Annotated in this window: 16 protein-coding genes, 2 tRNA genes and 1 pseudogene; 15 read left to right on the top strand and 4 right to left on the bottom strand. The window is 66.9% G+C overall.

Translation table 11 applies throughout. The features are described 5' to 3' along the window. Positions 1-3 precede the first annotated feature (3 nt). From WT26_RS13340 to WT26_RS13315, 6 genes are all read left to right on the top strand, one after another. Positions 4-1,080, top strand: coding sequence for a hypothetical protein (locus WT26_RS13340; protein WP_069270254.1), 1,077 nt, complete (start codon positions 4-6; stop codon positions 1,078-1,080). 31 nt (positions 1,081-1,111) lie between these two features. After that, positions 1,112-2,386, top strand: coding sequence for a hypothetical protein (locus tag WT26_RS13335; RefSeq protein ID WP_059527710.1), 1,275 nt, complete (start codon positions 1,112-1,114; stop codon positions 2,384-2,386). Between the two features lie 59 nt (positions 2,387-2,445). Next, positions 2,446-4,386 (top strand): hypothetical protein, encoded by a 1,941-nt coding sequence (locus WT26_RS13330; protein ID WP_069270253.1) that lies wholly within the window; start codon positions 2,446-2,448, stop codon positions 4,384-4,386. A 165-nt stretch (positions 4,387-4,551) separates the two neighbouring features. Then, complete coding sequence (locus tag WT26_RS13325; protein ID WP_042584236.1) at positions 4,552-5,640, top strand: hypothetical protein; 1,089 nt, start codon at positions 4,552-4,554, stop codon at positions 5,638-5,640. Between the two features lie 22 nt (positions 5,641-5,662). Then, positions 5,663-6,511 (top strand): hypothetical protein, encoded by an 849-nt coding sequence (locus tag WT26_RS13320; protein WP_069270252.1) that lies wholly within the window; start codon positions 5,663-5,665, stop codon positions 6,509-6,511. Positions 6,512-6,582: 71 nt separating this feature from the next. Further along, positions 6,583-7,626 carry a DUF4438 domain-containing protein gene (locus WT26_RS13315; RefSeq protein ID WP_060138923.1) on the top strand — a complete coding sequence of 348 codons (1,044 nt, stop codon included), beginning with the start codon at positions 6,583-6,585 and terminating at the stop codon, positions 7,624-7,626. Positions 7,627-7,657: 31 nt separating this feature from the next. Here WT26_RS13315 and WT26_RS13310 read toward each other — a convergent pair whose 3' ends face one another. Together WT26_RS13310 and WT26_RS37305 are read right to left on the bottom strand one after the other, a co-directional pair. Then, complete coding sequence (locus WT26_RS13310; RefSeq protein WP_029227107.1) at positions 7,658-7,873, bottom strand: hypothetical protein; 216 nt, start codon at positions 7,871-7,873, stop codon at positions 7,658-7,660. Positions 7,874-7,909: 36 nt separating this feature from the next. After that, positions 7,910-8,074: a hypothetical protein gene (locus tag WT26_RS37305; protein WP_155123107.1), complete on the bottom strand. Its 165-nt coding sequence runs from the start codon at positions 8,072-8,074 to the stop codon at positions 7,910-7,912. A 41-nt stretch (positions 8,075-8,115) separates the two neighbouring features. Here WT26_RS37305 and WT26_RS13305 point away from each other — a divergent pair, with 41 nt between their 5' ends. Continuing rightward, positions 8,116-9,123 (top strand): 2-dehydropantoate 2-reductase, encoded by a 1,008-nt coding sequence (locus WT26_RS13305; protein WP_069273758.1) that lies wholly within the window; start codon positions 8,116-8,118, stop codon positions 9,121-9,123. A gap of 21 nt (positions 9,124-9,144) precedes the next feature. Here WT26_RS13305 and WT26_RS13300 read toward each other — a convergent pair whose 3' ends face one another. Further along, a complete protein-coding gene (locus WT26_RS13300; protein WP_069273081.1) occupies positions 9,145-9,594 on the bottom strand; it encodes a MarR family winged helix-turn-helix transcriptional regulator in 450 nt (149 codons plus the stop codon). A gap of 62 nt (positions 9,595-9,656) precedes the next feature. Further along, positions 9,657-10,802: pseudogene (locus WT26_RS13295) on the bottom strand (glycerate kinase). 364 nt (positions 10,803-11,166) lie between these two features. On the opposite strand from WT26_RS13295, the gene tig reads away from it, so the two are divergent. The 8 genes from tig (at position 11,167) to WT26_RS13255 (ending at position 20,953) form a co-directional block, all read left to right on the top strand. Next, on the top strand, positions 11,167-12,513 hold the full coding sequence (gene tig, locus WT26_RS13290; protein ID WP_027787157.1) for a trigger factor: 1,347 nt from the start codon (positions 11,167-11,169) through the stop codon (positions 12,511-12,513). A 140-nt stretch (positions 12,514-12,653) separates the two neighbouring features. Then, positions 12,654-13,307: an ATP-dependent Clp endopeptidase proteolytic subunit ClpP gene (clpP, locus tag WT26_RS13285; RefSeq protein ID WP_059532569.1), complete on the top strand. Its 654-nt coding sequence runs from the start codon at positions 12,654-12,656 to the stop codon at positions 13,305-13,307. 166 nt (positions 13,308-13,473) lie between these two features. After that, the gene (gene clpX, locus WT26_RS13280; protein ID WP_006489345.1) at positions 13,474-14,745 is read left to right on the top strand and encodes an ATP-dependent Clp protease ATP-binding subunit ClpX; all 1,272 of its coding nucleotides are present in this window, start codon (positions 13,474-13,476) and stop codon (positions 14,743-14,745) included. A 196-nt stretch (positions 14,746-14,941) separates the two neighbouring features. Next, positions 14,942-17,365 carry an endopeptidase La gene (gene lon, locus WT26_RS13275; protein ID WP_059532571.1) on the top strand — a complete coding sequence of 808 codons (2,424 nt, stop codon included), beginning with the start codon at positions 14,942-14,944 and terminating at the stop codon, positions 17,363-17,365. Positions 17,366-17,557: 192 nt separating this feature from the next. Next, positions 17,558-17,633, top strand: a tRNA-Val gene (locus WT26_RS13270). Between the two features lie 23 nt (positions 17,634-17,656). Continuing rightward, a tRNA-Asp gene (locus WT26_RS13265) sits at positions 17,657-17,733 on the top strand. 142 nt (positions 17,734-17,875) lie between these two features. Next, on the top strand, positions 17,876-19,810 hold the full coding sequence (locus tag WT26_RS13260) for a SurA N-terminal domain-containing protein (protein ID WP_069273080.1): 1,935 nt from the start codon (positions 17,876-17,878) through the stop codon (positions 19,808-19,810). A 117-nt stretch (positions 19,811-19,927) separates the two neighbouring features. Next, positions 19,928-20,953 (top strand): IS110 family transposase, encoded by a 1,026-nt coding sequence (locus WT26_RS13255; RefSeq protein ID WP_060092462.1) that lies wholly within the window; start codon positions 19,928-19,930, stop codon positions 20,951-20,953. Positions 20,954-21,034 lie beyond the last annotated feature (81 nt).

Genomic DNA, 21,034 nt, shown 5'->3' with positions numbered 1-21,034 from the left:
ACCATGGACCGATTCGAAACGGATGCAATGGACGACCTGATGTACGAAGCCGCAGAAGGTCCGGCCCGCGCTTCGGCGCATGCCTATGACGAGTTCGACGAAGACGGTTTCGACGAGGGCGACTATGGCGACGAGGGCGATGACGAATTCCTCAGCCGGGTATTGGGCGGGATCGGCAATGTCGTCGCTGGTCTCGCGGGCGGCGGCGCCGGTTTCGACGAATACGACGAAGGCGACGGATTCGAGTTCGCGGACGAAGCGGACGAAGGCGACGAGTTCGACGCGGCCGGCGAATGGGATGGCGCCGACGAGCTCGACGCGATGGACGAACTCGTCGCCGACGCGCTCGACGCGGCCGACGGCGACGAATTCTTTCGCCGGCTGGCGCGCGTCGCGCGCAGCGTCGGGCGCGGCATCGGCAGCGCGGCGCGCGTGATCGGACCGCTCGCCAGCATGATTCCGATTCCGCAGGCGCAGATGATCGGCCGCATCGCCAACGTCGCCGGCCGCCTGCTGGCCGACGGCGCCGACGAGTTCGAAGTGTTCGACGAGATGATCGACGGCCTCGACGAGGACGGGATCGACGCGGCAGCGCCGGTGCTGGCCGGCATGGTGGTGCGCCGGGCGCTGCCGGCCATCGCGCGCGCCGCGCCGCAGGTCAGGCGCGCGGCGATTCGCAGCGTCGCCCGGGCGGTTCGCACGGCAACGCGACGGCAAGGGCCGCCGGCCGCCCGCGCGGTCGCCCGCGCGGTGCGCGCGACGCGGCGCATCGCGCAGCGTCAGCGCGTCGCGCCGCGCGCGGCCGCGCAGATCGTGCGGCGGGTCGCGCAGCAGGTCGCACGCCGGCCGCAGGCGATACGCCGGCTGGCGCGCCCGCTGGTGCCGGCCGCGCGCCGCGCGACGCCGCGCGGCCAGGGCGCCAGGACGATCGCGCGAACGATCGCGCCCATGGCGCGCCGCGTGGCCGCCACCGGCGGGCGGTACGTGCCCGGCGCGGCCGGCGGCGGGTGCCCGCACTGCGGCGTGCGGCACTTGCGCCTGCGCGGCCCGGTGACGATCACCATCACCGGCGCGCGTTGACGCCCCGCCATCGACGCACACGGAGCCGGCCATGAACCTGCACCGCTTCCTGCAAGCGAAGATCAGCGGGCTGTCTGCCCGCCTGTCGCGGCTGGCACGGATCGACAACGCGTTCGTCGGCCTGCGCCCGCAGGACATGCGCTACGCGCCGTCGGCCCGTCATTTCGAAGCGGCGAACGCACGCCTTGCGCGGGTCGAGCGGCGGATCCGCGCACGCTTTGCCGGCCTGCGGGACTGGGACCGGCGCGCGCCGCAGCGGGTGCTGATCGACATCGCGCTGGTCGAGCGCGAGCTCGACCGGGCCCGGCGCCTGTTCGGCATGTTCTACGAGGTCTTCGCGCAGCGCGGGACCAGCTACGGTCCCGCGCTGGCGGCCCATGACGCGATCGCCGAGGATTGCTACCAGGCGATCCGCCAGGCGGCGCCGCGCATCTTCGACGGCCCGCTGCTGAAACCGGTCTGCTACATGGAGCACGGCTACTCGCCCGCGACGATGCGGCGCGGCGTGCAGTTGTCGCGTCTGCTCGGCGAGCAAAATCCGTTCCCGCTCATTCGCATCCCGTGGGACCGGGACCAGCCTTGGCAATCGGTGTTCCTGCACGAAGTCGCGCATAACCTGCAGGCCGATCTCGGCATCTGGCAGGAAAACCGCCAGGCCGTGCTGAAGCGCATCATGGGCAGCGCGCACAGTCCGTTCCTGGCCGGCATTTATGGCCGCTGGCACAAGGAGATCTTCGCGGACCTGGCGGCGATCCTGCTCGGCGGGCCGGCCGCGGCGTGGGGCATGGCCGACTTCCTCGCGCATCCGCAACCGCGGACCATGACCTATCGGCCGGGCGGCGCGCATCCGACGGCCTATCTGCGCGTCTATCTGCTCGCGGAAATGCTGCGCCGCCTCGGCTTCGGCGCCGACGCGACCAAGCTGCTGCGCGTATGGCAGGGCCTCTATCGCGCGAACACCGGCCATCGCATTCCGGCGCCGCTGATGGCGAGCGCGCCGCGACTGATTCCCGAGGTGGTGGACGAGATCGCGTTCCAGACGCGCCGCAACCTGGCGCAGCGCGCGCTCGTCGACATCATTCCGTTTCGCCCGGACGACGAGGCGGCCATCCGCGACGGCGCCCGCCGGCTCGCCGCCGGGCGCGACCCGGAGCTGGCGCCGCGGCATCTCGTCAGCGCCGCGCATTACGCGCTGGAGGGCGGCGGCATCGCGCCGCAGCGGCTGGCGCAATGCGTGATCGCGATGCTCACCGCCCATCTGCCGCCGCAGCCGGCCGCGCCGCCGCGGCTGCGGCTGGCCGCCTGAATGCCGGGAAGCCGACGAAGCATCCACACTAGCCAAGCCTTTTCCAGCGAGGTACCGCCATGTCCATCCCCGCCAATCTTGCCTACACCGGCTGGCCGCAGTCCGACGGGACGAGCGCGCCGGCGACGGCGGGCGCGCAGCGCATCGCTTTCGACAATCTCATCCGGCGCGAATTGAAAGTGGGCGATCCCGCCGACCCGGCGCAGGTCGCCCGGGCGCTGCTGGACCGTTACCAGGGCGACCCGCGCGCGCGGGCGATCAGCGGCGAGGCCGACGGGCTGCCGTTCCTGAATACGCCGTCGCTGCCGGTCGGCGCGCCGGCCGCGCCGACCGCGACCGGTCTCGATCTCGACCAGGCCAGGAGCGACCTCAACCAGGATCTTGCCGAGCTGTTGAGCAGCAATCTCGCGAAGGACGTGCGCCCCGAGCTGGAAGGCTGGCAGCAGGCGATCAACGATCTGGTCGACGACGGCGTCAACTCGGCGCTGCAGGGACTCGACGCGTACAGCCGCGACCGGGCGTTCGCGATGCGCCGCCAGCTCGGCGAGTACGGGCGCCTCGCGCGGCTGATCGGCGCGCTGACGCCGGAGCTCAACGAGGACTACCGCAATCTCGCGCAGAGCCTGGACGAAGTCTGCGCGGTGCTGCTGGTGCTGATGGGCGAAGCGCTGGCCAACAACGGCTTCGCGGGCGGACGCTATCTGCTGCAGGTGCCGTTCTCCGAGTTGCAGGCGCGTCGCGACGCGGTGCTGGTGGCGTTGCGCAACCTGTCCGGCGGCGCGCAGCAGTCGCTCAACCAGAGCACGTGGCCGCGCGGCCTCGATGCCTATCGGCAGCTGTACAGCATGCTCGAGAATCGCGGTCAGTTCGAACTCCGGTCGCTGCTGTCGGAGGTCGAACTGGCGCGGGCGATGGACGACCTCGTGCAGGCGGCCGGCGGCGGCTCGACGAGCGGCATGCGGCGCGTCGGCGCGACCGCCTGGGCGCCGCTCAACCGCTTCGAGCGCTTCGTGCAGATCACGCTGCATGCGGTGAGTCCGCAGTCGCCGGCCCTCGCCGCGTTCCAGGAGGCGCTGCAGCTGTTCATCGACGGCTTCAACCATTCCGGCGGATTCCGCCTGCTGCGCATTTCGCGGCCGACGGTGCTGCTGTACGGTCTCTACGGCTCGACCCAGTTGTCCGGGGCCGACAACCGCCTGATCGAGCTGGTCAACCGGCGCGGCCAGTTCGCGTCCACGATCGACTGCCTGACGCGCTGCATGTGCAGCGACGACGTGGTCAGGGCGCAGATCGTCCTCGACAAGATCCTGTTCGACATCGATCGCGCAATCGATCTCTACGCGATCGGGGAGAAGGACTTCGGGGATCCGGAGTTGCGTGCTGCGGCGTGCGGCCTGCTGATTTACGCGGCGAGGAACCCGGGGAGCTGGGCCAAATCACCTACGGCGCTGACTTACCTCGGCTCGTTCGACGATAACGCCACGCGTGCGGAGCAAACGTTGCGGGTCGACCAGCAACTTGACGACCTGCAGGCGTTGCTGATCCCGCAGGGCGGCGGCGCCAACCGGTTTTCTGCTTACTGGGAGCTCGGTTCCGGCAACTGGTCGGACAGCACTGGGACCTCGGTGCCGCCAGGGGCGCGAGCGCGACTCCGTCATGAACTGGCGTTGCAAGTGCAGACCGACGAGAACTGGCGGCCGATCGTCGAGCAGATGGCGTCCGGCTGCGTGCCGATCAGCCAGGTTTTCGGCGGCATGGAGGCAACCGTGGGGAACCCGCATCCAAACCTGATGCAATTGCTCTCGGGAGACCACGTCGATACCACCAGTCTCGGCGTGCTCGCGGCCTTCCAGCACGGCGGCCTGTGGCTCGTGGACAAGGGCGCGCACGTCGATCGGCTGAATCCGCCTGTTCCGCGCATCCCGCAGGATGTCGAGACCTCGTTTGCCGAAATCGCCCGCATCAATTCCGAGGTGCTGCAGCTGTACAAGAAGGAGTGATCGCAGGCGCTCGCCGCTGGCGGCGCCGGCGTTGCCGGTGCCGCCGGTCGACCGACAAGCGCGCAGCGCAACGTTGGGAACATCGAGCCGTCGTCGCAGCCGCGGCGTCCGCATGCGCCACCCGTCACCCGTCCCGCGCATCGACTTCGCTCACAGGAGTAGGCCATGAACTTCCAGACCAACGAGACGATCCAGCGCCTGTGGGACACGTTCCTGCAGGAACAGCTGGCGAGCTTGCCGCCCGATCAGCGGGAAGCCTTCTCCAACCAGTTCGAACAGCGCTTCGGCGAACTGCTGGGCAAGCCGAACGGCGGCGGCGATGCGGGGTTCTTCGACCTGCTGGGCCTCGGCCCCCAGGGCGAAGTGGGCTTCGACAAGATCGCCTATCCGCGCGTGCAGCCGGATTTCGACGATTCCATCGTGCCCAGCCAGCTGCACGCGGCGGCCGAGCTGTACTACATCTACCAGCACGAACGGATGAAGATCTTCGAAGTGGTGGAGACCCTGCTGCGGCTGTTCCGGCTCGGCAAGATGCGCATCCAGCGGGGCCCCGGCGCGCGCGGCCTGTATCTGCTGGAGAAGTGGCAGCCGATCCGCTACAAGAAGAGCGACCGGATGATCGCGTATCGCCGCGCATTCAACTACGGCAACGCGCAGGCGCCGGCCGGCGCGGTCGTCAACCGCAATTTCCATCGGCAGATGGTCGGCTTCGTGGTCGCCATCGGCCAGTACTTCCGCGACCTGCTGATCGGCGAGGTGATTCGCGGCGGCCAGCTGATCGACCAGCGGCCGTTCGGCAGCGTCGGCACGATCCAGCGCATCGGCCTGGACCTGCGCTACGCGCTGGACCGCTCGACCTACGGCAACATCTTCGCGCTGGCGATGGAGACCGGGCATTACCTGATCCAGGTGCTCAAGCTGCTGGATTCGCCGGACATCAAGAAGGCGTTCGACGCGAACACCAAGTGGGACGTCGTCGAGATCGTGTCGAACCGCTATCTCGGCGGGGTCGCCGAACCGTCGCAGCGCGCCAAGATGGCCGAGAGCGGGCGGCGGATGCTGCAGTTCGTCGCGGACAACGACTTCAAGACCGCGATCGACCCGATCCTGTTCCAGAACGTCGTGCGTCCGATGGGCGCGCACGCCGAGGCCTGGCTCGCGGCCTACCGGATGACGCCGGAAGGCCGCGGCTTTCCCGGCGTGACCCCGGCGCTGAAGAGCGTGCTGGGCGTTCCGCAGGCGATCGGCGCCTGACGCGGTGCGCGGGTGAGCGGCCATGCGCGCGGACGACATGCTGGTCTCGGTGCGAAGCCGCAAGCTTGCTTGCGTGCTCGATCCCGCGCTGGTGCTCGGCTCGCGCGTCGGGCTGGCGTTCGCGTTGCGGCTGTCGCGGGTGCTGGAGCCGTGGCTCACGCGCAGCTTCTGGCAGGTGATCGACGCGAGCGAACTGCTGCTGCCCGGCCTGGCGGCCGGGGCGCCAAACGACGATATCGACGCGCCGTGGCCGCTCGCGGACGTGCTGCAAGCGTGGATCGCGCTGCGCGACGCGACCGATGCGAGCGCGTGGCCGTTGCGCTGGATCGGCGACAACCTCGCGGAATCGCAGCTGGATGGCGCCGCCGCCCCGGGGATCGTGATGCATTACGAAGCATTGGCCGAAGCGCTGGCCGCACGGTTGCGGCCCGGCGAGGACCCGGTGTCCGGCATCTGGCCGTCGCGCTGGCGTCCCCGCGAGGCCAGCGTCGACGCGCTCGCGTTGTCGGCGGCGCTGGAAGGCGCACTGGTGCTGACGGCGTCGGTCGCGCAGCGCGAGCCCTGGCCGGTGCAGGCGCTCGCGCGCCTCGGACGTCCCGCGCGGCTGCTCGATCCGTTGCCGGCCGAGCGGTCCGCGTCGCTGTTCGCCGCCGAGCGCGCGTTGCTGCGCGACGCGCTGGCAGCGGCGGGGCTGGCGAGTCTGGCGCAGGAGCTCCCGCCGCTCGTTGCGCTGCACGTGAACGTCGTGCCGGCGATGGTCGCGGCGGCGGCGCATGTCCCGCCTCGCGCGGAAGAGGGGCTGGCGCCGGCGCCCCGGATCGATGCCGCGAACCCGTGGGACGACGTGCGCGCATGGTGGTACTACCTGTAAGCGACAACGCCGTGCCGCCTCGGGCCGGGATCGCCGCGCGGCGCGCCGGCGCGCACAATCGGAGAGTCGTGATGAGCCGCAGCCTGTCCACGCAACCTGATGGCCGCAACGGGCCACGTGTCAATGCCGGCCAACTGGTCGCCACCGTGGTCGCCGGCCAGATCGCGCATCCGGTCGGCCAGGCGTCGGCGTATCGCATCGGCTACGACGGGGTGGCGCGGGTATTGCCCGGCACCGGCGGCATCGCGCTGAACAAGCGGATCGGCGATCTGTGCGTCGGCCTCGCCGGCGATCACGTGGAGCCCGGCGTCGCGCTGCACAACAACGGCCGCGAGGTGACCGGCCCGCGCGACGGCCCCAACAACGCGCTGATCACGTCCGCGTGCGTCGGCAATCTGGCCCGCGTGATCAGCGGGCCCTGCAGCGGCAAGGTCGGGCTGGTCACCGGCAAGCACGGCGGCGTCAATCACGTGCTGGTGGACTTCCCGAGCGAGGTGCTGATGCAACTGCGGATCGGCGACCGCGTGCAGATCGTCGCGCACGGCCTGGGGCTGCGCCTGCCGGACTGCGCGCGCGTCGAGGTGCTGAACTGCGCGCCGCGCCTGCTGCGCCGCTGGGGCATCGTGGCGCGCGACGGTCGCCTGCACGTGCCGGTCACGCACCTCGTGCCGGCGCGCCTGATGGGCTCGGGCCTCGGGAAGAACACCGCGTGGCGCGGCGACTACGACATCCAGCTTGCCGATCGGCTCACGCGCGAGCGCTATCGGCTGGGCAGCCTGCGTTTCGGCGACATGGTCGCGATTACCGACGCCGACACGCGGCGCGGCCCGCTCTATCGCGCGGGCCGCGTGACCATCGGCGTCATCGTGCACGGCGACAGCACGGTCAGCGGCCATGGCCCCGGCGTGACGCCGCTGCTGACCGGTCCCGCCGACGTGCTGATGCCGGTGCATGAGCCGCAGGCGAATCTCGCGGAGATCTTCGGCATTCGCCGCGCCGTGCCGCCGCGGCAGCGGCCGACGCTGGCCGAGATCGATTGCCGGCGCCGCCGCGTGCTGCGCGAGCAGCCTGCGCGGCTGGCGTTCGGCGTCGTGGGCCGTTCCGTCGTCGAATGACGCGCAGGCATTTGCGTGCCTTGCCGGGACGCTAATCCCAGAAGCTGCGCACCGCGACCGCGACGATCACCGGCACCGAGAACACCAGCGGAATGGCGAAATACTGCGCTTCGCGGTCGACGATCCAGCTGTAGATCAGCCAGCTCGCGCCGATCGCGAACGTCACGAGGCCGACCAGGATGGCGGCGATATTCAGCGTCAGGTTCGACGGCCTGCGGCGCGCATGCTCGCGCGGGGTGGGTTTCATCGGAAGGATGCGGCTCGTGGCCTTGTTCATGCAAACTCACAGGAAACCGCATCCGCACGGATCGCGCAAGGGCCGGTGCATCACGCGCGCGGCCTCGATCGCGATGTTCGCGAGCAGGCAGAAGCCCATCGGGCGGGCGCGCAGCGGATGGTAATCGCGTCGACGACCGTGCAGCATCGGGATGGTTGTGCGTGCAACCATGTCGCGCTATGCTCGTCAGCTCCCAGGAGACGGAAATCATCATGGACGACACGAATTCAGGGTCGGTGCGCGCGGCGGTGGTCGGGGTCGGCGCGATCGGCGGATTGCTCGCGGCCGCGTTGTCGCGGGCCGGGATGACCGTGAGCGCGTACGCGCGCGGCGCGACGCTCGACGCGCTGAACGCGCACGGCGTGCGCGTGATCGACGAAACGGGCGCGATGTCGTCAGTCCCGATCGACGCCAGCGACGATGCGGCCGCGCTCGGCGTGCAGGACTATGTGGTGATCGCGCTGAAGGCACAGGCACTGCCGGCACTGGCCGCGCGCATCGCGCCGCTGGTCGGGCCGGACACCGTAATCGTCGCGGCGATGAACGGGCTGCCGTGGTGGTTCACGCACGGGCTCGAGGGGGCGCTCGACGGCGTGCCGCTCGACGCGGTCGACCCGGCCGGCGCGGTGTCGGCGGCGCTGCCGCCCGCACAGGCGATCGGGTGCGTCGTCCACCTGTCGTCGAGTACCGACGCGCCGGGCGTCGTGCGTCGCGGGCGTGGCAACCGGCTGATCGTCGGTGCGCCCGATCCGGCGCGCGATGCGGCTGCGTCGCGCTTCGCCGCGGCGCTCGCGGCGGGCGGTTTCGACGTCGAGTCGACGCCGGCGATCCGGGCCGAGATCTGGACGAAGCTGTGGGGCAACATGAACATGAATCCGCTGAGTGCGCTGACGGGGTCGACGGCCGAGCAGCTGCTCGACGACCCGTTCACGCAGGGTCTCGCGCTGCGGATGATGGAGGAGGCGGCCGCGATCGGCGCGAAGCTCGGCCTGGATACCGGCGTGAGCGCGCCGGAGCGCATGGCGGTGACCCGCAAGCTCGGTGCGTTCAAGACGTCGATGCTGCAGGATTTCGAAGCGGGCCGCGCGCTCGAGATCGGGCCGATCCTCGGCGTGTTTCCCGAGCTCGGGCGCAAGCTCGACGTGCCGACCCCGTATTGCGACGCGGTGCTCGGGCTGCTGCGCCAGCGCGCGACGAACAGCGGGCTGCAGGCGGGGTGAGCGGGGCGGCCGCCCCGCGGCTCAGTCGTCGCGCTCGAGCGCGTGGCTGAGCACTTTCTCGAGCAGCCGCTCGAATGTCTGGCGTTCGCTGTCGGACAGGCACGCGAGCAAGCCATCGTTCCACTTGCGCACGATCGGCATGATCTTGCGATGCAGCGCGCGGCCGTCGGCGGTCAGCGCGATCAACACGATCCGGCCGTCCTCCTCGCTCGCGCTGCGTTCGAGCAGCCCCTGGCGCAGCAGCGCCTCGGCCGCCCGGCTCGCCTGGCTCTTGTCGAGATTGGTGTGGCGCGCCAGATCCATGATCGAGAACGGGCCGAAGGCGCCGACGGCGGCGATCACGCGCGCCTCGGGCAGCGAGATGTCGAGCTTGTGCCGGTACACCTCGCCGATCCCGCGGTCGGATCGCTTCGTGAGCGCGTGGAGGCGATAGGTCAGAAACTGATCGAGCCCGGCTTGACGGCCTTTCATGTCGAATCCTGAAGAAAAAGGGCGGGCCCGATTGTTCCTGTATCGCGCGCTCGGGTCAACGGTCAGTGTGCGCCGTACTTCAGGCGTGTCAATTGCTCCGCTTCGTTCGCGAGCAGATTGGCCGCGTCGCGGATCGCGACGTCGAGCGTGATCGGCCCGGGAGCCGGCGAGAAGCAGCCGGAAAAATGTTCGGACAGGCGCGGCAGCGCGGCCGGGTCGACCGCGCCGGACAGCAGCGACGCGGGTACGCCCGCGGCTTGCGCGTGGCGGCACGCGATGAACGGCGCCTTGCCGTGCAGCGTCTGTACGTCGGAGCGGCCTTCGCCGGTGATCAGCCAGCTTGCGCCGGCGAGCGCCGCGTCGAGCCCGACCTGCCGCGCGACCACCTCGGCCCCCGCTTCGAATTGCGCACCGAGCATGTGCAGCGCGAATCCGAGGCCGCCCGCGGCACCGGCGCCCGGCAGGTCGCGGCCGCGACGGTCGAGCGCGGCTTCGAGCAGGTCGGCGAAGCGGGCGAGCGCGGCGTCGAGGGTGGCAACCTGCTCGGGCGTCACGCCCTTTTGCGGGCCGAACACGGCGGTTGCGCCGTGCGCGCCCGTCAGCGGGTTGTCGACGTCGGACATGCCGATGAATTCGGTTTCTTTCCTTCAGCCGCGGGTCGAGCCCCGACGCGTCGATGCGCGCGATGTCGGCGAGCCGCGCCGGCACGGGCTCGACCGGCTGGCCGCCCGCGTCGAAGCACTGCAGGCCGAGGCCTGCGAGCAGTCCGGCGCCCGCGTCGTTGGTGCTGCTGCCGCCCAGCGCGACGAAGAAGCGGCGCACGCCTTCGTCGAGCAGCGTGCGGATCGCCTCGCCCATCCCGCGTGTGCTGCGCGCGTCGACCGGCACGCTCATGCCGACCGGATCCGTGATGCCGACGATCTCGGCCGTTTCGACGATCGCGGTGCGCGCGTCGATCACGCCGACCGCCGCGTCGCGCGCCGCGAGCGACGCACCGGCCACCCGCAGCGCCGCGTGCCGCCGCCTGCCAGCATCGCGTCGAGCGTGCCTTCGCCGCCGTCGGCCATCGGGCAGCAGCGCACGACGGCGTCGGGCCGGGCACGGCGGATGCCGGTGGCGATCGCGTCCGCGACCTGCTCGGCGGAAAGCGAGCCTTTGAACGAATCGGGCGCGATGACGACGACAGGCGCGGACGGGTGTTGCGGCATGGTGTCTCCGGAAGGCGTGATTGGTCGGACGATTGGCCGCCGTGCGGCGGCGCATGCGCTTTCGAAGCAGCTTACAGGATGCGGGGGCGGGCGTGGATATGCGCGGCGGCATATCGGCGATCCATGCGCATCGGCGGCCCTCGCGCAACGGCCGCGCACGCGCGTGGCCGGTTCTGGCGGTGCAGGGAAAATTGTTTGCTAGAATAGTCGATTCTTCCGGCCAAAGCCGTGCTCCGAGCCGCTTGCGCTAGCCATCCGGCGCGTGCAGGGATGGCGTGGCGCTCCGGCGCGGCGTATGACGCCGCCAGGCAGGCACGGCAAGGAAAACCCGATTCGCTCGAATAATTTTAGGACGATTGAAGCCATGGCTAACGTTGTTGAGAACCTCGGCAAGCTTGAACGCCGCGTGACGATTTCCCTGCCGAAAGACACCGTGCAGAAGGAAATCGACGCCCGTATCCAGAAACTCGCGAAGAACGTGCGCATGCCGGGTTTCCGCCCGGGCAAGGTGCCGCTGAAGATGGTCGCGCAACAGTACGCGGGTCAGGTCGAAGCGGAAGTGCTGAGCGACAAGATCGGCCAGGAGTTCTTCACGATCAGCCGCGCGGAAAACCTGCGCGTCGCCGGCCAGCCGAGCTTCGAGCCGAAGCAGGAGCAGGCTGAGGATGCATACGCGTTCGACGCGACGTTCGAGGTCTACCCGGAAGTCAAGATCGGCGATCTGGCGACGGCTGAAGTCGAGCGCTCGACGACGTCGATCGGCGACGCCGAAATCGACCGCACGCTGGACATCCTGCGCAAGCAGCGCGTGCACTTCCACGCACGCGGCGAAGCCGGCGAGCACGGCGACGGCGGCGCGGACACCGCAGCGAAGAACGGCGACCGCGTGACGGTCGACTTCGTCGGCAAGATCGACGACGTCGCGTTCCAGGGCGGCACGGCCGAAGATTTCCCGTTCGTGCTCGGCGAAGGCCGCATGCTGCCGGAATTCGAAACCGCGGCGCTGGGCCTGAAGGTCGGTGAAGCACGCACGTTCGACCTGAAGTTCCCGGACGACTACCACGGCAAGGACGTGGCCGGCAAAACGGCCCAGTTCACGGTCACGATGAAGAAGATCGAGTGGCCGCACCTGCCGGAAATCGACGGTGAATTCGCGAAGTCGCTCGGCATCGAAGACGGCGATCTCGCGAAGATGCGCGCCGAGATCAAGGAAAACCTCGAGCGCGAAGCGAAGCGCCGCACGCAATCGATCGTCAAGAACCAGGTGATGGACGCGCTGCTGAAGATCTCCGAACTCGACGTGCCGAAGGCGCTGATCGAGCAGGACCAGCAACGTCTCGTCGAAATGGCTCGCCAGGATCTGGCGCAGCGCGGCGTGCCGAACGCGAAGGACGCACCGATCCCGGCCGAGATGTTCACCGAGCAGGCAGAGCGCCGCGTGAAGCTGGGCCTCGTGCTGGCCGAGCTGGTGAAGTCGAACGGCCTCGAAGCGAAGCCGGAACAGATCCGCGCGGAAGTCGACGAGTTCGCGAAGAGCTACGAAGACCCGAAGGAAGTGGTCCGCTGGTATTATTCGAACCAGCAGCGCCTCGCCGAGATGGAAGCGTTCGTCGTTGAAAGCAACGTCGTCGATTTCGTGCTGGGCAAGGCGAAGGTGACGGACAAGGAAGTGAGCTTCGAAGCACTCGCGAGCGCATCGGCGCAAGCGTAAGTGTTGCTCTAGCGGCGTGCCGGCTGTCGGAGCGACGGCCCGCACGCCGTTTTTACGTCAAGCGCACGGTTGCCATTAATATGGCGATTGAGCGGGCGGCTTCCTTCCGTTCAATTTTCCATTCGAACAAGGTTCATTGAATGATCACTCGCGCTGAATTGCTGGACATGCTTGCTTCGAACGCGCCGCAGGGTTTCGAGGCGCAAGCGCTGGGGCTGGTGCCGATCGTCGTCGAAACGAGCGGCCGCGGCGAGCGTTCGTACGATATCTATTCGCGTCTCCTGAAGGAGCGCCTGGTGTTCATGGTCGGCGAAGTGAACGACCAGACCGCCAACCTCGTGGTCGCGCAGCTGCTGTTCCTCGAGAGCGAGAATCCCGACAAGGACATCAGCCTGTACATCAACAGCCCGGGCGGGTCGGTGTCGGCCGGCATGGCGATCTACGACACGATGCAGTTCATCAAGCCGGACGTGTCGACGCTGTGCATGGGCCTCGCGGCCAGCATGGGCGCGTTCCTGCTCGCGTCGGGCGCGAAGGGCAAGCGTTTCGCGCTGCCGAACTCACGCGTGATGATTCACCAGCCGCTCGGCGGCGCACGCGGCCAGGCATCGGACATCGAGATCCAGGCGCGTGAAATCCTCTACCTGAAGGAGCGGCTGAACCAGTTGCTCGCGCAGCATACGGGCCAGGACGTCGAGCGCATCGCGCGCGACACCGACCGTGATAACTTCATGTCGAGCGACGATGCGAAGGCGTACGGGCTGATCGACCAGGTGCTGCTGAAGCGCCCGTAAGCTTAAAGTGGGGTGCCGCCCCGATTCCGGGCGGCGCTCCTGCGACTTCGCGAACGCCCAGAGCATCTGCGGCAAGCGCATCCGGCCGGCTCCGGTCGCGCCCTAGGCGCGGTGCCCGGAGCATTCGGCGTATCATGTCATTTACCTGTCCGGAGGCTCTACATTCATGGCGGACAAAAAAGGTTCGAACAGCGAGAAGCTGTTGTATTGCTCGTTTTGCGGAAAAAGCCAGCATGAGGTGAAAAAACTCATCGCGGGCCCGTCGGTGTTCATCTGCGATGAATGTATCGACCTCTGCAACGAAATCATTCGCGACGAGGCGGCTGCCGCCGGCGTCGAGGCCAGCCTGTCCCGGTCGGATCTGCCGAGCCCGCAGGAAATTCGCGACATCCTCGATCAGTACGTGATCGGCCAGGAGCGCGCAAAGAAGATCCTCGCGGTGGCCGTGTACAACCACTACAAGCGCCTGAAGCATCTCGACAAGAAGGACGACGTCGAGCTGTCGAAGAGCAACATCCTGCTGATCGGCCCGACGGGCTCCGGCAAGACGCTGCTCGCGCAGACGCTGGCGCGGTTGCTCAACGTGCCGTTCGTGATCGCCGACGCGACGACGCTGACCGAAGCCGGCTACGTCGGCGAGGACGTCGAGAACATCATCCAGAAGCTGTTGCAGAACTGCAACTACGAGGTCGACAAGGCCCAGCGCGGGATCGTCTACATCGACGAAATCGACAAGATCAGCCGCAAGTCGGACAACCCGTCGATCACGCGCGACGTGTCGGGCGAGGGCGTCCAGCAGGCACTGCTGAAGCTCGTCGAGGGCACGATGGCGTCGGTGCCGCCGCAGGGTGGCCGCAAGCACCCGAACCAGGATTTCATCCAGGTCGACACGACCAACATCCTGTTCATCTGCGGCGGGGCATTCGACGGCCTCGAGAAGGTGATCACCGACCGTACCGAGAAAACCGGCATCGGCTTCGGTGCGACGGTCAAGAGCAAGCAGGAGCGTGACGCGGGCGAAGTGCTGCGTGAAACGGAGCCGGAAGACCTGATCAAATTCGGTCTGATCCCCGAATTGATCGGCCGCCTGCCGGTGGTCGCGACGCTCGGCAAGCTCGATGAAGCGGCGCTGATGAAGATCCTGGTCGAGCCGAAGAATGCGCTCGTCAAGCAGTATCACAAGCTGTTCGCGATGGAGCGCGTCGAGCTGGAGATCCGGCCGGGCGCGCTGCAGGCGGTGGCCCGCAAGGCGATCCGCCGCAAGACCGGCGCGCGCGGTTTGCGTTCGATCATCGAACAGGCGCTGCTCGACGTGATGTACGAGCTGCCGACGATGAAAGGGGTCAGCAAGGTCATCATCGACGAGAACGTGATCGATGGCGACGGCAAGCCCTTGCTGATCTACGAGGACACGCCGAAGGTGGCGGGTTCGAACTGACCGGCTTGCCGACGATGTTCTGCGAAAAAGGCCGTTCATGAGTCCGTGGGCGGCTTTTTTTCGTTTATCTTGTGGGTAACTCTGACTCGACTCGCGGTGGTTACTTTCTTACCGAATATTTCCCGCACTTGAAGGTTGCAATTCGTTGTGGCGGCCTCAATTACCGAACAATTGATTCCACTCATGGGGAAATGAAATGTCAGGCACCCAACTTCTCCCGCCGGAACGCATCACGCTCCCGCTGCTGCCGCTGCGGGATGTCGTCGTTTTCCCGCACATGGTCATTCCGCTCTTCGTGGGCCGGCCGAAATCGATCAAGGCCCTCGAAGCAGCGATGGAAGGCGGCAAGCACATCATGCTCGTCGCCCAGAAAACCGCGGCCAAGGACGAACCGACCGAAAAGGACATGTACGAGGTCGGTTGTATCGCCAACATCCTGCAGATGCTGAAGCTGCCGGACGGCACCGTGAAGGTGCTCGTCGAGGGCCTGCAGCGCGCGAAGGCGTTGTCGATCGAAGAGCAGGAAACGCAGTTCTCCTGCGAAGTGATGCCGCTCGAGCCCGATCACGCCGACAGCGCCGAAACGGAAGCGCTGCGCCGCGCGATCGTGTCGCAGTTCGACCAGTACGTGAAGCTGAACAAGAAGATCCCGCCGGAGATCCTCACGTCGCTGTCGGGCATCGACGAAGCGGGCCGCCTCGCCGACATGATCGCCGAGCGCCTGCCGCTGAAGCTCGACCAGAAGCAGCACATCCTCGAGATGTTCCCGGTCATCGAGCGCCTCGAGCACCTGCTCGCGCAGCTCGAAGCCGAGATCGACATCCTGCAGGTCGAAAAGCGCATCCGCGGGCGCGTGAAGCGCCAGATGGAAAAGAGCCAGCGCGAGTACTACCTGAACGAGCAGGTCAAGGCGATCCAGAAGGAACTGGGCGAAGGCGAAGAGGGTGCGGATCTCGAGGAACTCGAGAAGCGCATCAACGCCGCGCGCATGCCGAAGGAAGCGAAGAAGAAGGCCGACGCCGAGCTGAAGAAGCTGAAGCTGATGTCGCCGATGTCGGCGGAAGCCACCGTCGTGCGCAACTACATCGACACGCTGATCGGCTTGCCGTGGCGCAAGAAGAGCAAGGTCAACAACGACCTGTCGAACGCCGAGCAGGTGCTCGACGAGGATCACTTCGGCCTCGAAAAGGTGAAGGAACGGATCCTCGAGTATCTCGCGGTGCAACAGCGCGTGGACAAGGTCAAGGCGCCGATCCTGTGCCTCGTCGGGCCCCCGGGCGTCGGCAAGACCTCGCTCGGCCAGTCGATCGCCCGTGCGACGAACCGCAAGTTCGTCCGGATGGCGCTCGGCGGCGTGCGTGACGAAGCCGAGATCCGCGGCCATCGTCGCACGTACATCGGTTCGATGCCGGGCAAGATCCTGCAGAGCCTCACGAAGGTCGGCGTGCGCAATCCGCTCTTCCTGCTCGACGAAGTCGACAAGATGGGCATGGATTTCCGCGGCGATCCGTCGTCGGCGCTGCTCGAGGTGCTCGATCCGGAACAGAACCACACGTTCGCCGATCACTACATCGAAGTCGACTTCGACCTGTCGGACGTGATGTTCGTCGCGACGTCGAACTCGCTGAACATCCCGCCGCCGCTGCTCGACCGGATGGAAGTGATCCGTCTGTCGGGCTACACGGAAGACGAGAAAGTCAGCATCGCCCAGCGTTACCTGCTGCCGAAGCAGAAGAAGAACAACGGGCTGAAGGAAGGCGAGATCGAGGTCACCGAGCAGGCGATCCGCGACATCATCCGCTACTACACGCGTGAAGCCGGTGTGCGTTCGCTGGAGCGGGAAGTGTCGAAGATCTGCCGCAAGGTCGTGAAGATGCTGCTGCTGAAGAAGGCATCGGGCGCGATCAAGGTCGACGGCGAGAACCTCGATACCTTCCTCGGCGTGCGCAAGTACGACTTCGGCCTCGCTGCGAAGGAAAACCAGGTCGGTCAGGTGACGGGCCTCGCGTGGACGGAAGTCGGTGGCGATCTGCTGACGATCGAAGCCGCGGTGATGCCGGGCAAGGGCAACGTGATCCGTACGGGTTCGCTCGGCGACGTGATGAAGGAGTCGGTCGAGGCGGCGCGTTCGGTCGTGCGCTCGCGTTCGCGGCGTCTGGGCATCAAGGACGAGGCGTTCGAGAAGCAGGACATCCACATCCACGTGCCGGAAGGCGCGACGCCGAAGGACGGTCCGTCCGCCGGCGGTGCGATGACGACTGCGCTGGTGTCGGTGCTGACGGGTATTCCGGTGCGCGCCGATGTCGCGATGACGGGCGAAATCACGCTGCGTGGTGAAGTCCTGCCGATCGGCGGCCTGAAGGAGAAGCTGCTCGCGGCGCATCGCGGGGGCATCAAGCTCGTGCTGATCCCGGAAGAGAACGTCAAGGATCTGGCCGAGATTCCGGACAACGTGAAGAACGCGATCGAGATCGTGCCGGTCCGCTGGATCGACAAGGTGCTTGAACTCGCGCTCGAGCGTTCGCCGACCCCGCTGCCGCCGGAAGAAGAGGCGAAGGCGGCGGCACCGGTCGCCGATGCGACGAAGGATGCCGGCTCGACGGAATTCGTCAAGCACTGAGCCTGATGTGACGGTTGTTCACGAAACCCGCGGCATGGCCGCGGGTTTTTTATGAGCGGCGCGCCGATCGAAATCGACGCTGCAAAAATTTCGCGATTCAGGGCTGGTAAAGTTCTGAAGGATGGATTAGACTAGGGGGCTCGCTGGTTGTTGATGCCGAAACGCAGATCGCAGCCAGAACGAATCGGAAACGGGTGCTTAGCTCAGCTGGTAGAGCGGCGCCCTTACAAGGCGTAGGTCGGGGGTTCGAACCCCTCAGCACCCACCAGTTTCCTGATTCAGCCAGACCAAGGAGCGGTAGTTCAGTCGGTTAGAATACCGGCCTGTCACGCCGGGGGTCGCGGGTTCGAGTCCCGTCCGCTCCGCCAAGACAATAAATGCCCGCCTCGTGCGGGCATTTTTGTTTGCGCTGCAGCAACGCCGGCGCCGCCAGGCCGACGCCTCCCGTTTCGCCTTTTTTCCTGCCCGCTGTTGTAATATCGGGCGTTTTGTCCAATTTTCCCGTCACGCATGCTCGATTTCTTCCGTAATCACCAGCGCCTGATGATGGCGCTCCTGCTCCTGATCGTGTTGCCGGGGCTGGGTTTCGTCGGGATCCAAGGCTTCCGCGGCTTCTTCGACGATAGTGCGAACGTCGCGGCAGTCAACGGGCACAAGATCACGCGGGTCGAATTCGACGGCGCGTTCCGCCAGCAGATCGACCAGGCGCGCCAGGCGCTCGGCGGGCAGTTCGACATCAAGATGTTCGATACGCCCGAGCACCGCAAGCAGGTGCTCGACGGCCTGATCCAGCAACGCGTGCTGGCCGACGAGACGCAACGTCTGCACCTGACCGCGTCGGACAACGCCGTGCGCGACGCGCTGATGAGTGACCCGATGATCGCGTCGCTGAAGAAACCCGACGGTTCGATCGACGTCGAGCGCTATGCGCAACTGCTGTCGTTCCAGGGGATGACGCCCGAGCAGTATCAGGAGCGCGTGCGCTACAGCCTCGCGCTGCAGCAGATTCCCGCCAGCATCGTGTCGAGTGCATTCACGCCGAAGAGCCTCGCGCAACGCCTGTCCGAACTCGCCGCGCAGCAGCGCGAAGTGCAGGCGCTCGTGCTGAAGACGAGCGACTTCGCCGCGAAGGTCCAGCCGACCGACGCGCAGCTCGCCGCGTACTACGACGCGCACAAGCAGAGCTTCGCGACGCCGGAGACCGCGACGATCCAGTACCTCGTGTATTCGCCCGCGGCAGCAGCCGCGAGCGCGCAGCCGACCGATGCGGACATCAGGAAGTTCTACGACGATAACCCGACGCACTTCCGCACCGAAGCGCAGGTGCGCGTGAGCCACATCTTCATCGCCGCACCGGGCAGCGCGAGCGCGGCCGACAAGACCGCGGCGAAGACGAAGGCCGAGCAACTGCTGGCCGACGTGAAGGCGCACCCGGACCAGTTCGCGCAGATCGCGCAGAAGGACTCGCAGGATGCGCCGTCGGCCGCGAAGGGCGGCGACCTCGGCTTCATCACGCGCGGCTCGACGGCGGGCGGCAAGGCGTTCGACGATGCCGCGTTCGCGCTCAAGCAAGGCGACGTGAGCGGTGTCGTGCAGTCGGATCTGGGCTTCCACATCCTGAAGGCGACGGAAGTGAAGCCGGCGGCCGTCAAGCCGTTCGCGGAAGTGAAGGACCAGATCGCAGCCGACCTGAAGCAGCAGTATGCATCGAAGGCGTTCACGGACAACGCGGAAGGCTTCACGTCCACCGTCTACGAAAAGGCGAAGACGCTGCAGCCGGCCGCGGACAAGTACAAGCTGACGATCCAGACGGCTACCGTCACGCCGACGCCGAATCCGCAGTTGCCGCCGACGAGCCCGCTGAACAATCCGAAGTTCCTGGCCGCCGTGTTCGCAAACGACTCGGTGAAGAGCCAGAACAACACGCAGGCGATCGACGTCGGCAACAACACGCTGATCTCGGCGCGCGTGACCGACTACAAGCCGGCTGCCGTGCCCGCGCTCGACGCGATCAAGGACGTCGTGCGCCAGAAGGTGGTCGCCGAGCAGGCTGCCGAACTCGCGAAGAAGGACGGCGCGGCGAAGCTCGCCGAACTGCAGAAGTCGAAGTCGACCGACGGGTTCGCGGCCGCGCAGAAGGTATCGCGTACGCAGTCGCAGGGCCTGACGCCGGCTGCGCTGAGCGCCGTCTACAAGGTCGACGCGAAGACGCTGCCGGCCTACGTCGGTGTCGATCTCGGCGCGGACGGCTATGCGATCTACCGCGTGAACGCGGTGATCCCGGGTTCGGCGGTCGATCCGCAGCAACTGGCGGCCGCGCAGCAGCAGATGGCGCAGGTCGACGCGCAGAGCGAAGGCGAAGCGTATCTGGCCGCGCTGCGCGATCGCTCGAAGGTGAAGCTGTACGGCTCGACCGCGAATGCCGCGCAGGACGGCGGGAACTGATCTCCGCCGCGTCGACAGCAAAAAGCCCCGCCATCGAGCGGGGCTAATAGGATGGTCAGCCCGATCCTCGCTCAGTGGACTACGCTGAGTGAGGATTTTGTCCTTTTGGGGGCCATCATGGACACGGTATCGCTGATCGGCATCGATCTCGGCAAGCACTGCTTCCACCTGCATGCGCAGGATGGGTCGGGCAGGATGGTGTTGCGCAAGAAGCTCACGCGCAATCAGATGTTCACGCTGCTGAGCAATTTTCCGAGTTGTACCGTGGTAATGGAAGCCTGCGCCGGTGCTCACTGGATCGCACGCCGACTTCAAACGCTAGGCCATGAGGCCAAGTTAATCTCCCCCCAATTCGTCAAGCCGTTCCGGCAAGGCAACAAGAACGATTTCGCGGATGCTCAGGCGATCTGTGAAGCCGCTTCGCGCCCGAGCATGCGTTTCGTGAGCCCGCGTAACGAAGCGCAGCAGGTCGTGTCGGCGTTGCACCGCGTGCGCGAGGCGCTGGTGCGCAATCGCACCGGTACGATCAACCAGATTCACGCATTTCTGTTGGAGTTCGGTATCAGCCTACCGCGTGGCATGGCAGTGATGCGGCGATTACCGGCCGTACTGGAGGCGGAAGCGTTGCCGCCCAGGCTGGTGGCCGTGCTCGAACGCCTGCAGGCGCATTTCAAGTATCTGGACGAGCAGATCGGCCAGGTCGAACACGAGCTGCTCACGCAACTGCACGAAGACGAACGCAGCGAACGGCTACTGGAGATTCCCGGCATCGGCCCGATTACTGCCAGTGTGTTGATGTCGGAATTGGGCGATGCCCGCCAATACGGCTCAGCGCGTCAGTTCGCGGCGTCGATCGGCTTGGTACCTCGGCAATACAGCACGGGCGGCAAACCCACGTTATTGGGCATCAGTAAGCGCGGCGACAAAGGCTTGCGGAGACTGCTGGTGCAATGTGCGCGGGTCATCATGCTGCGCATCGAGCGCCGAACGGATTCCTTGGGCGTGTGGGTCCGCAGTCTACTGGCACGAAGGCACTCGAACGTGGTGGCTTGCGCTCTGGCCAATAAATTGGCGAGGATCGCCTGGGCCATCCTCGCCAAAGGGACACACTATCGAAGCGCGCCGGCGGCTCTGCCGGCCTGACGCTTCCCATCGCTTACAGCTTCAGTTTCAGTCGTCACACCTGGTTTTGCGACGCGAGATACGTGAAGGCATAAACGACTC

Source organism: Burkholderia cepacia, from assembly GCF_001718835.1.
In the GTDB taxonomy this organism is placed as follows: domain Bacteria; phylum Pseudomonadota; class Gammaproteobacteria; order Burkholderiales; family Burkholderiaceae; genus Burkholderia; species Burkholderia cepacia_F.
This window is presented reverse-complemented; position numbering and strand designations above follow the sequence as displayed.

Excerpts from the sequence above, each read along its gene's own strand:
- WT26_RS13325 (WP_042584236.1), top strand. The coding sequence starts at position 4,552 with ATGAACTTCCAGACCAACGAGACGATCCAGCGCCTGTGGGACACGTTC.
- WT26_RS13340 (WP_069270254.1), top strand. The coding sequence starts at position 4 with ATGGACCGATTCGAAACGGATGCAATGGACGACCTGATGTACGAAGCC.
- clpP (WP_059532569.1), top strand. The coding sequence starts at position 12,654 with ATGATCACTCGCGCTGAATTGCTGGACATGCTTGCTTCGAACGCGCCG.
- WT26_RS13260 (WP_069273080.1), top strand. The coding sequence starts at position 17,876 with ATGCTCGATTTCTTCCGTAATCACCAGCGCCTGATGATGGCGCTCCTG.
- WT26_RS13330 (WP_069270253.1), top strand. The coding sequence starts at position 2,446 with ATGTCCATCCCCGCCAATCTTGCCTACACCGGCTGGCCGCAGTCCGAC.
- WT26_RS13310 (WP_029227107.1), bottom strand. The coding sequence starts at position 7,873 with ATGAAACCCACCCCGCGCGAGCATGCGCGCCGCAGGCCGTCGAACCTG.
- WT26_RS13305 (WP_069273758.1), top strand. The coding sequence starts at position 8,116 with ATGGACGACACGAATTCAGGGTCGGTGCGCGCGGCGGTGGTCGGGGTC.
- WT26_RS13335 (WP_059527710.1), top strand. The coding sequence starts at position 1,112 with ATGAACCTGCACCGCTTCCTGCAAGCGAAGATCAGCGGGCTGTCTGCC.
- WT26_RS13300 (WP_069273081.1), bottom strand. The coding sequence starts at position 9,594 with ATGAAAGGCCGTCAAGCCGGGCTCGATCAGTTTCTGACCTATCGCCTC.
- WT26_RS13315 (WP_060138923.1), top strand. The coding sequence starts at position 6,583 with ATGAGCCGCAGCCTGTCCACGCAACCTGATGGCCGCAACGGGCCACGT.
- WT26_RS13320 (WP_069270252.1), top strand. The coding sequence starts at position 5,663 with ATGCGCGCGGACGACATGCTGGTCTCGGTGCGAAGCCGCAAGCTTGCT.
- lon (WP_059532571.1), top strand. The coding sequence starts at position 14,942 with ATGTCAGGCACCCAACTTCTCCCGCCGGAACGCATCACGCTCCCGCTG.
- WT26_RS13255 (WP_060092462.1), top strand. The coding sequence starts at position 19,928 with ATGGACACGGTATCGCTGATCGGCATCGATCTCGGCAAGCACTGCTTC.
- tig (WP_027787157.1), top strand. The coding sequence starts at position 11,167 with ATGGCTAACGTTGTTGAGAACCTCGGCAAGCTTGAACGCCGCGTGACG.
- clpX (WP_006489345.1), top strand. The coding sequence starts at position 13,474 with ATGGCGGACAAAAAAGGTTCGAACAGCGAGAAGCTGTTGTATTGCTCG.
- WT26_RS37305 (WP_155123107.1), bottom strand. The coding sequence starts at position 8,074 with ATGGTTGCACGCACAACCATCCCGATGCTGCACGGTCGTCGACGCGAT.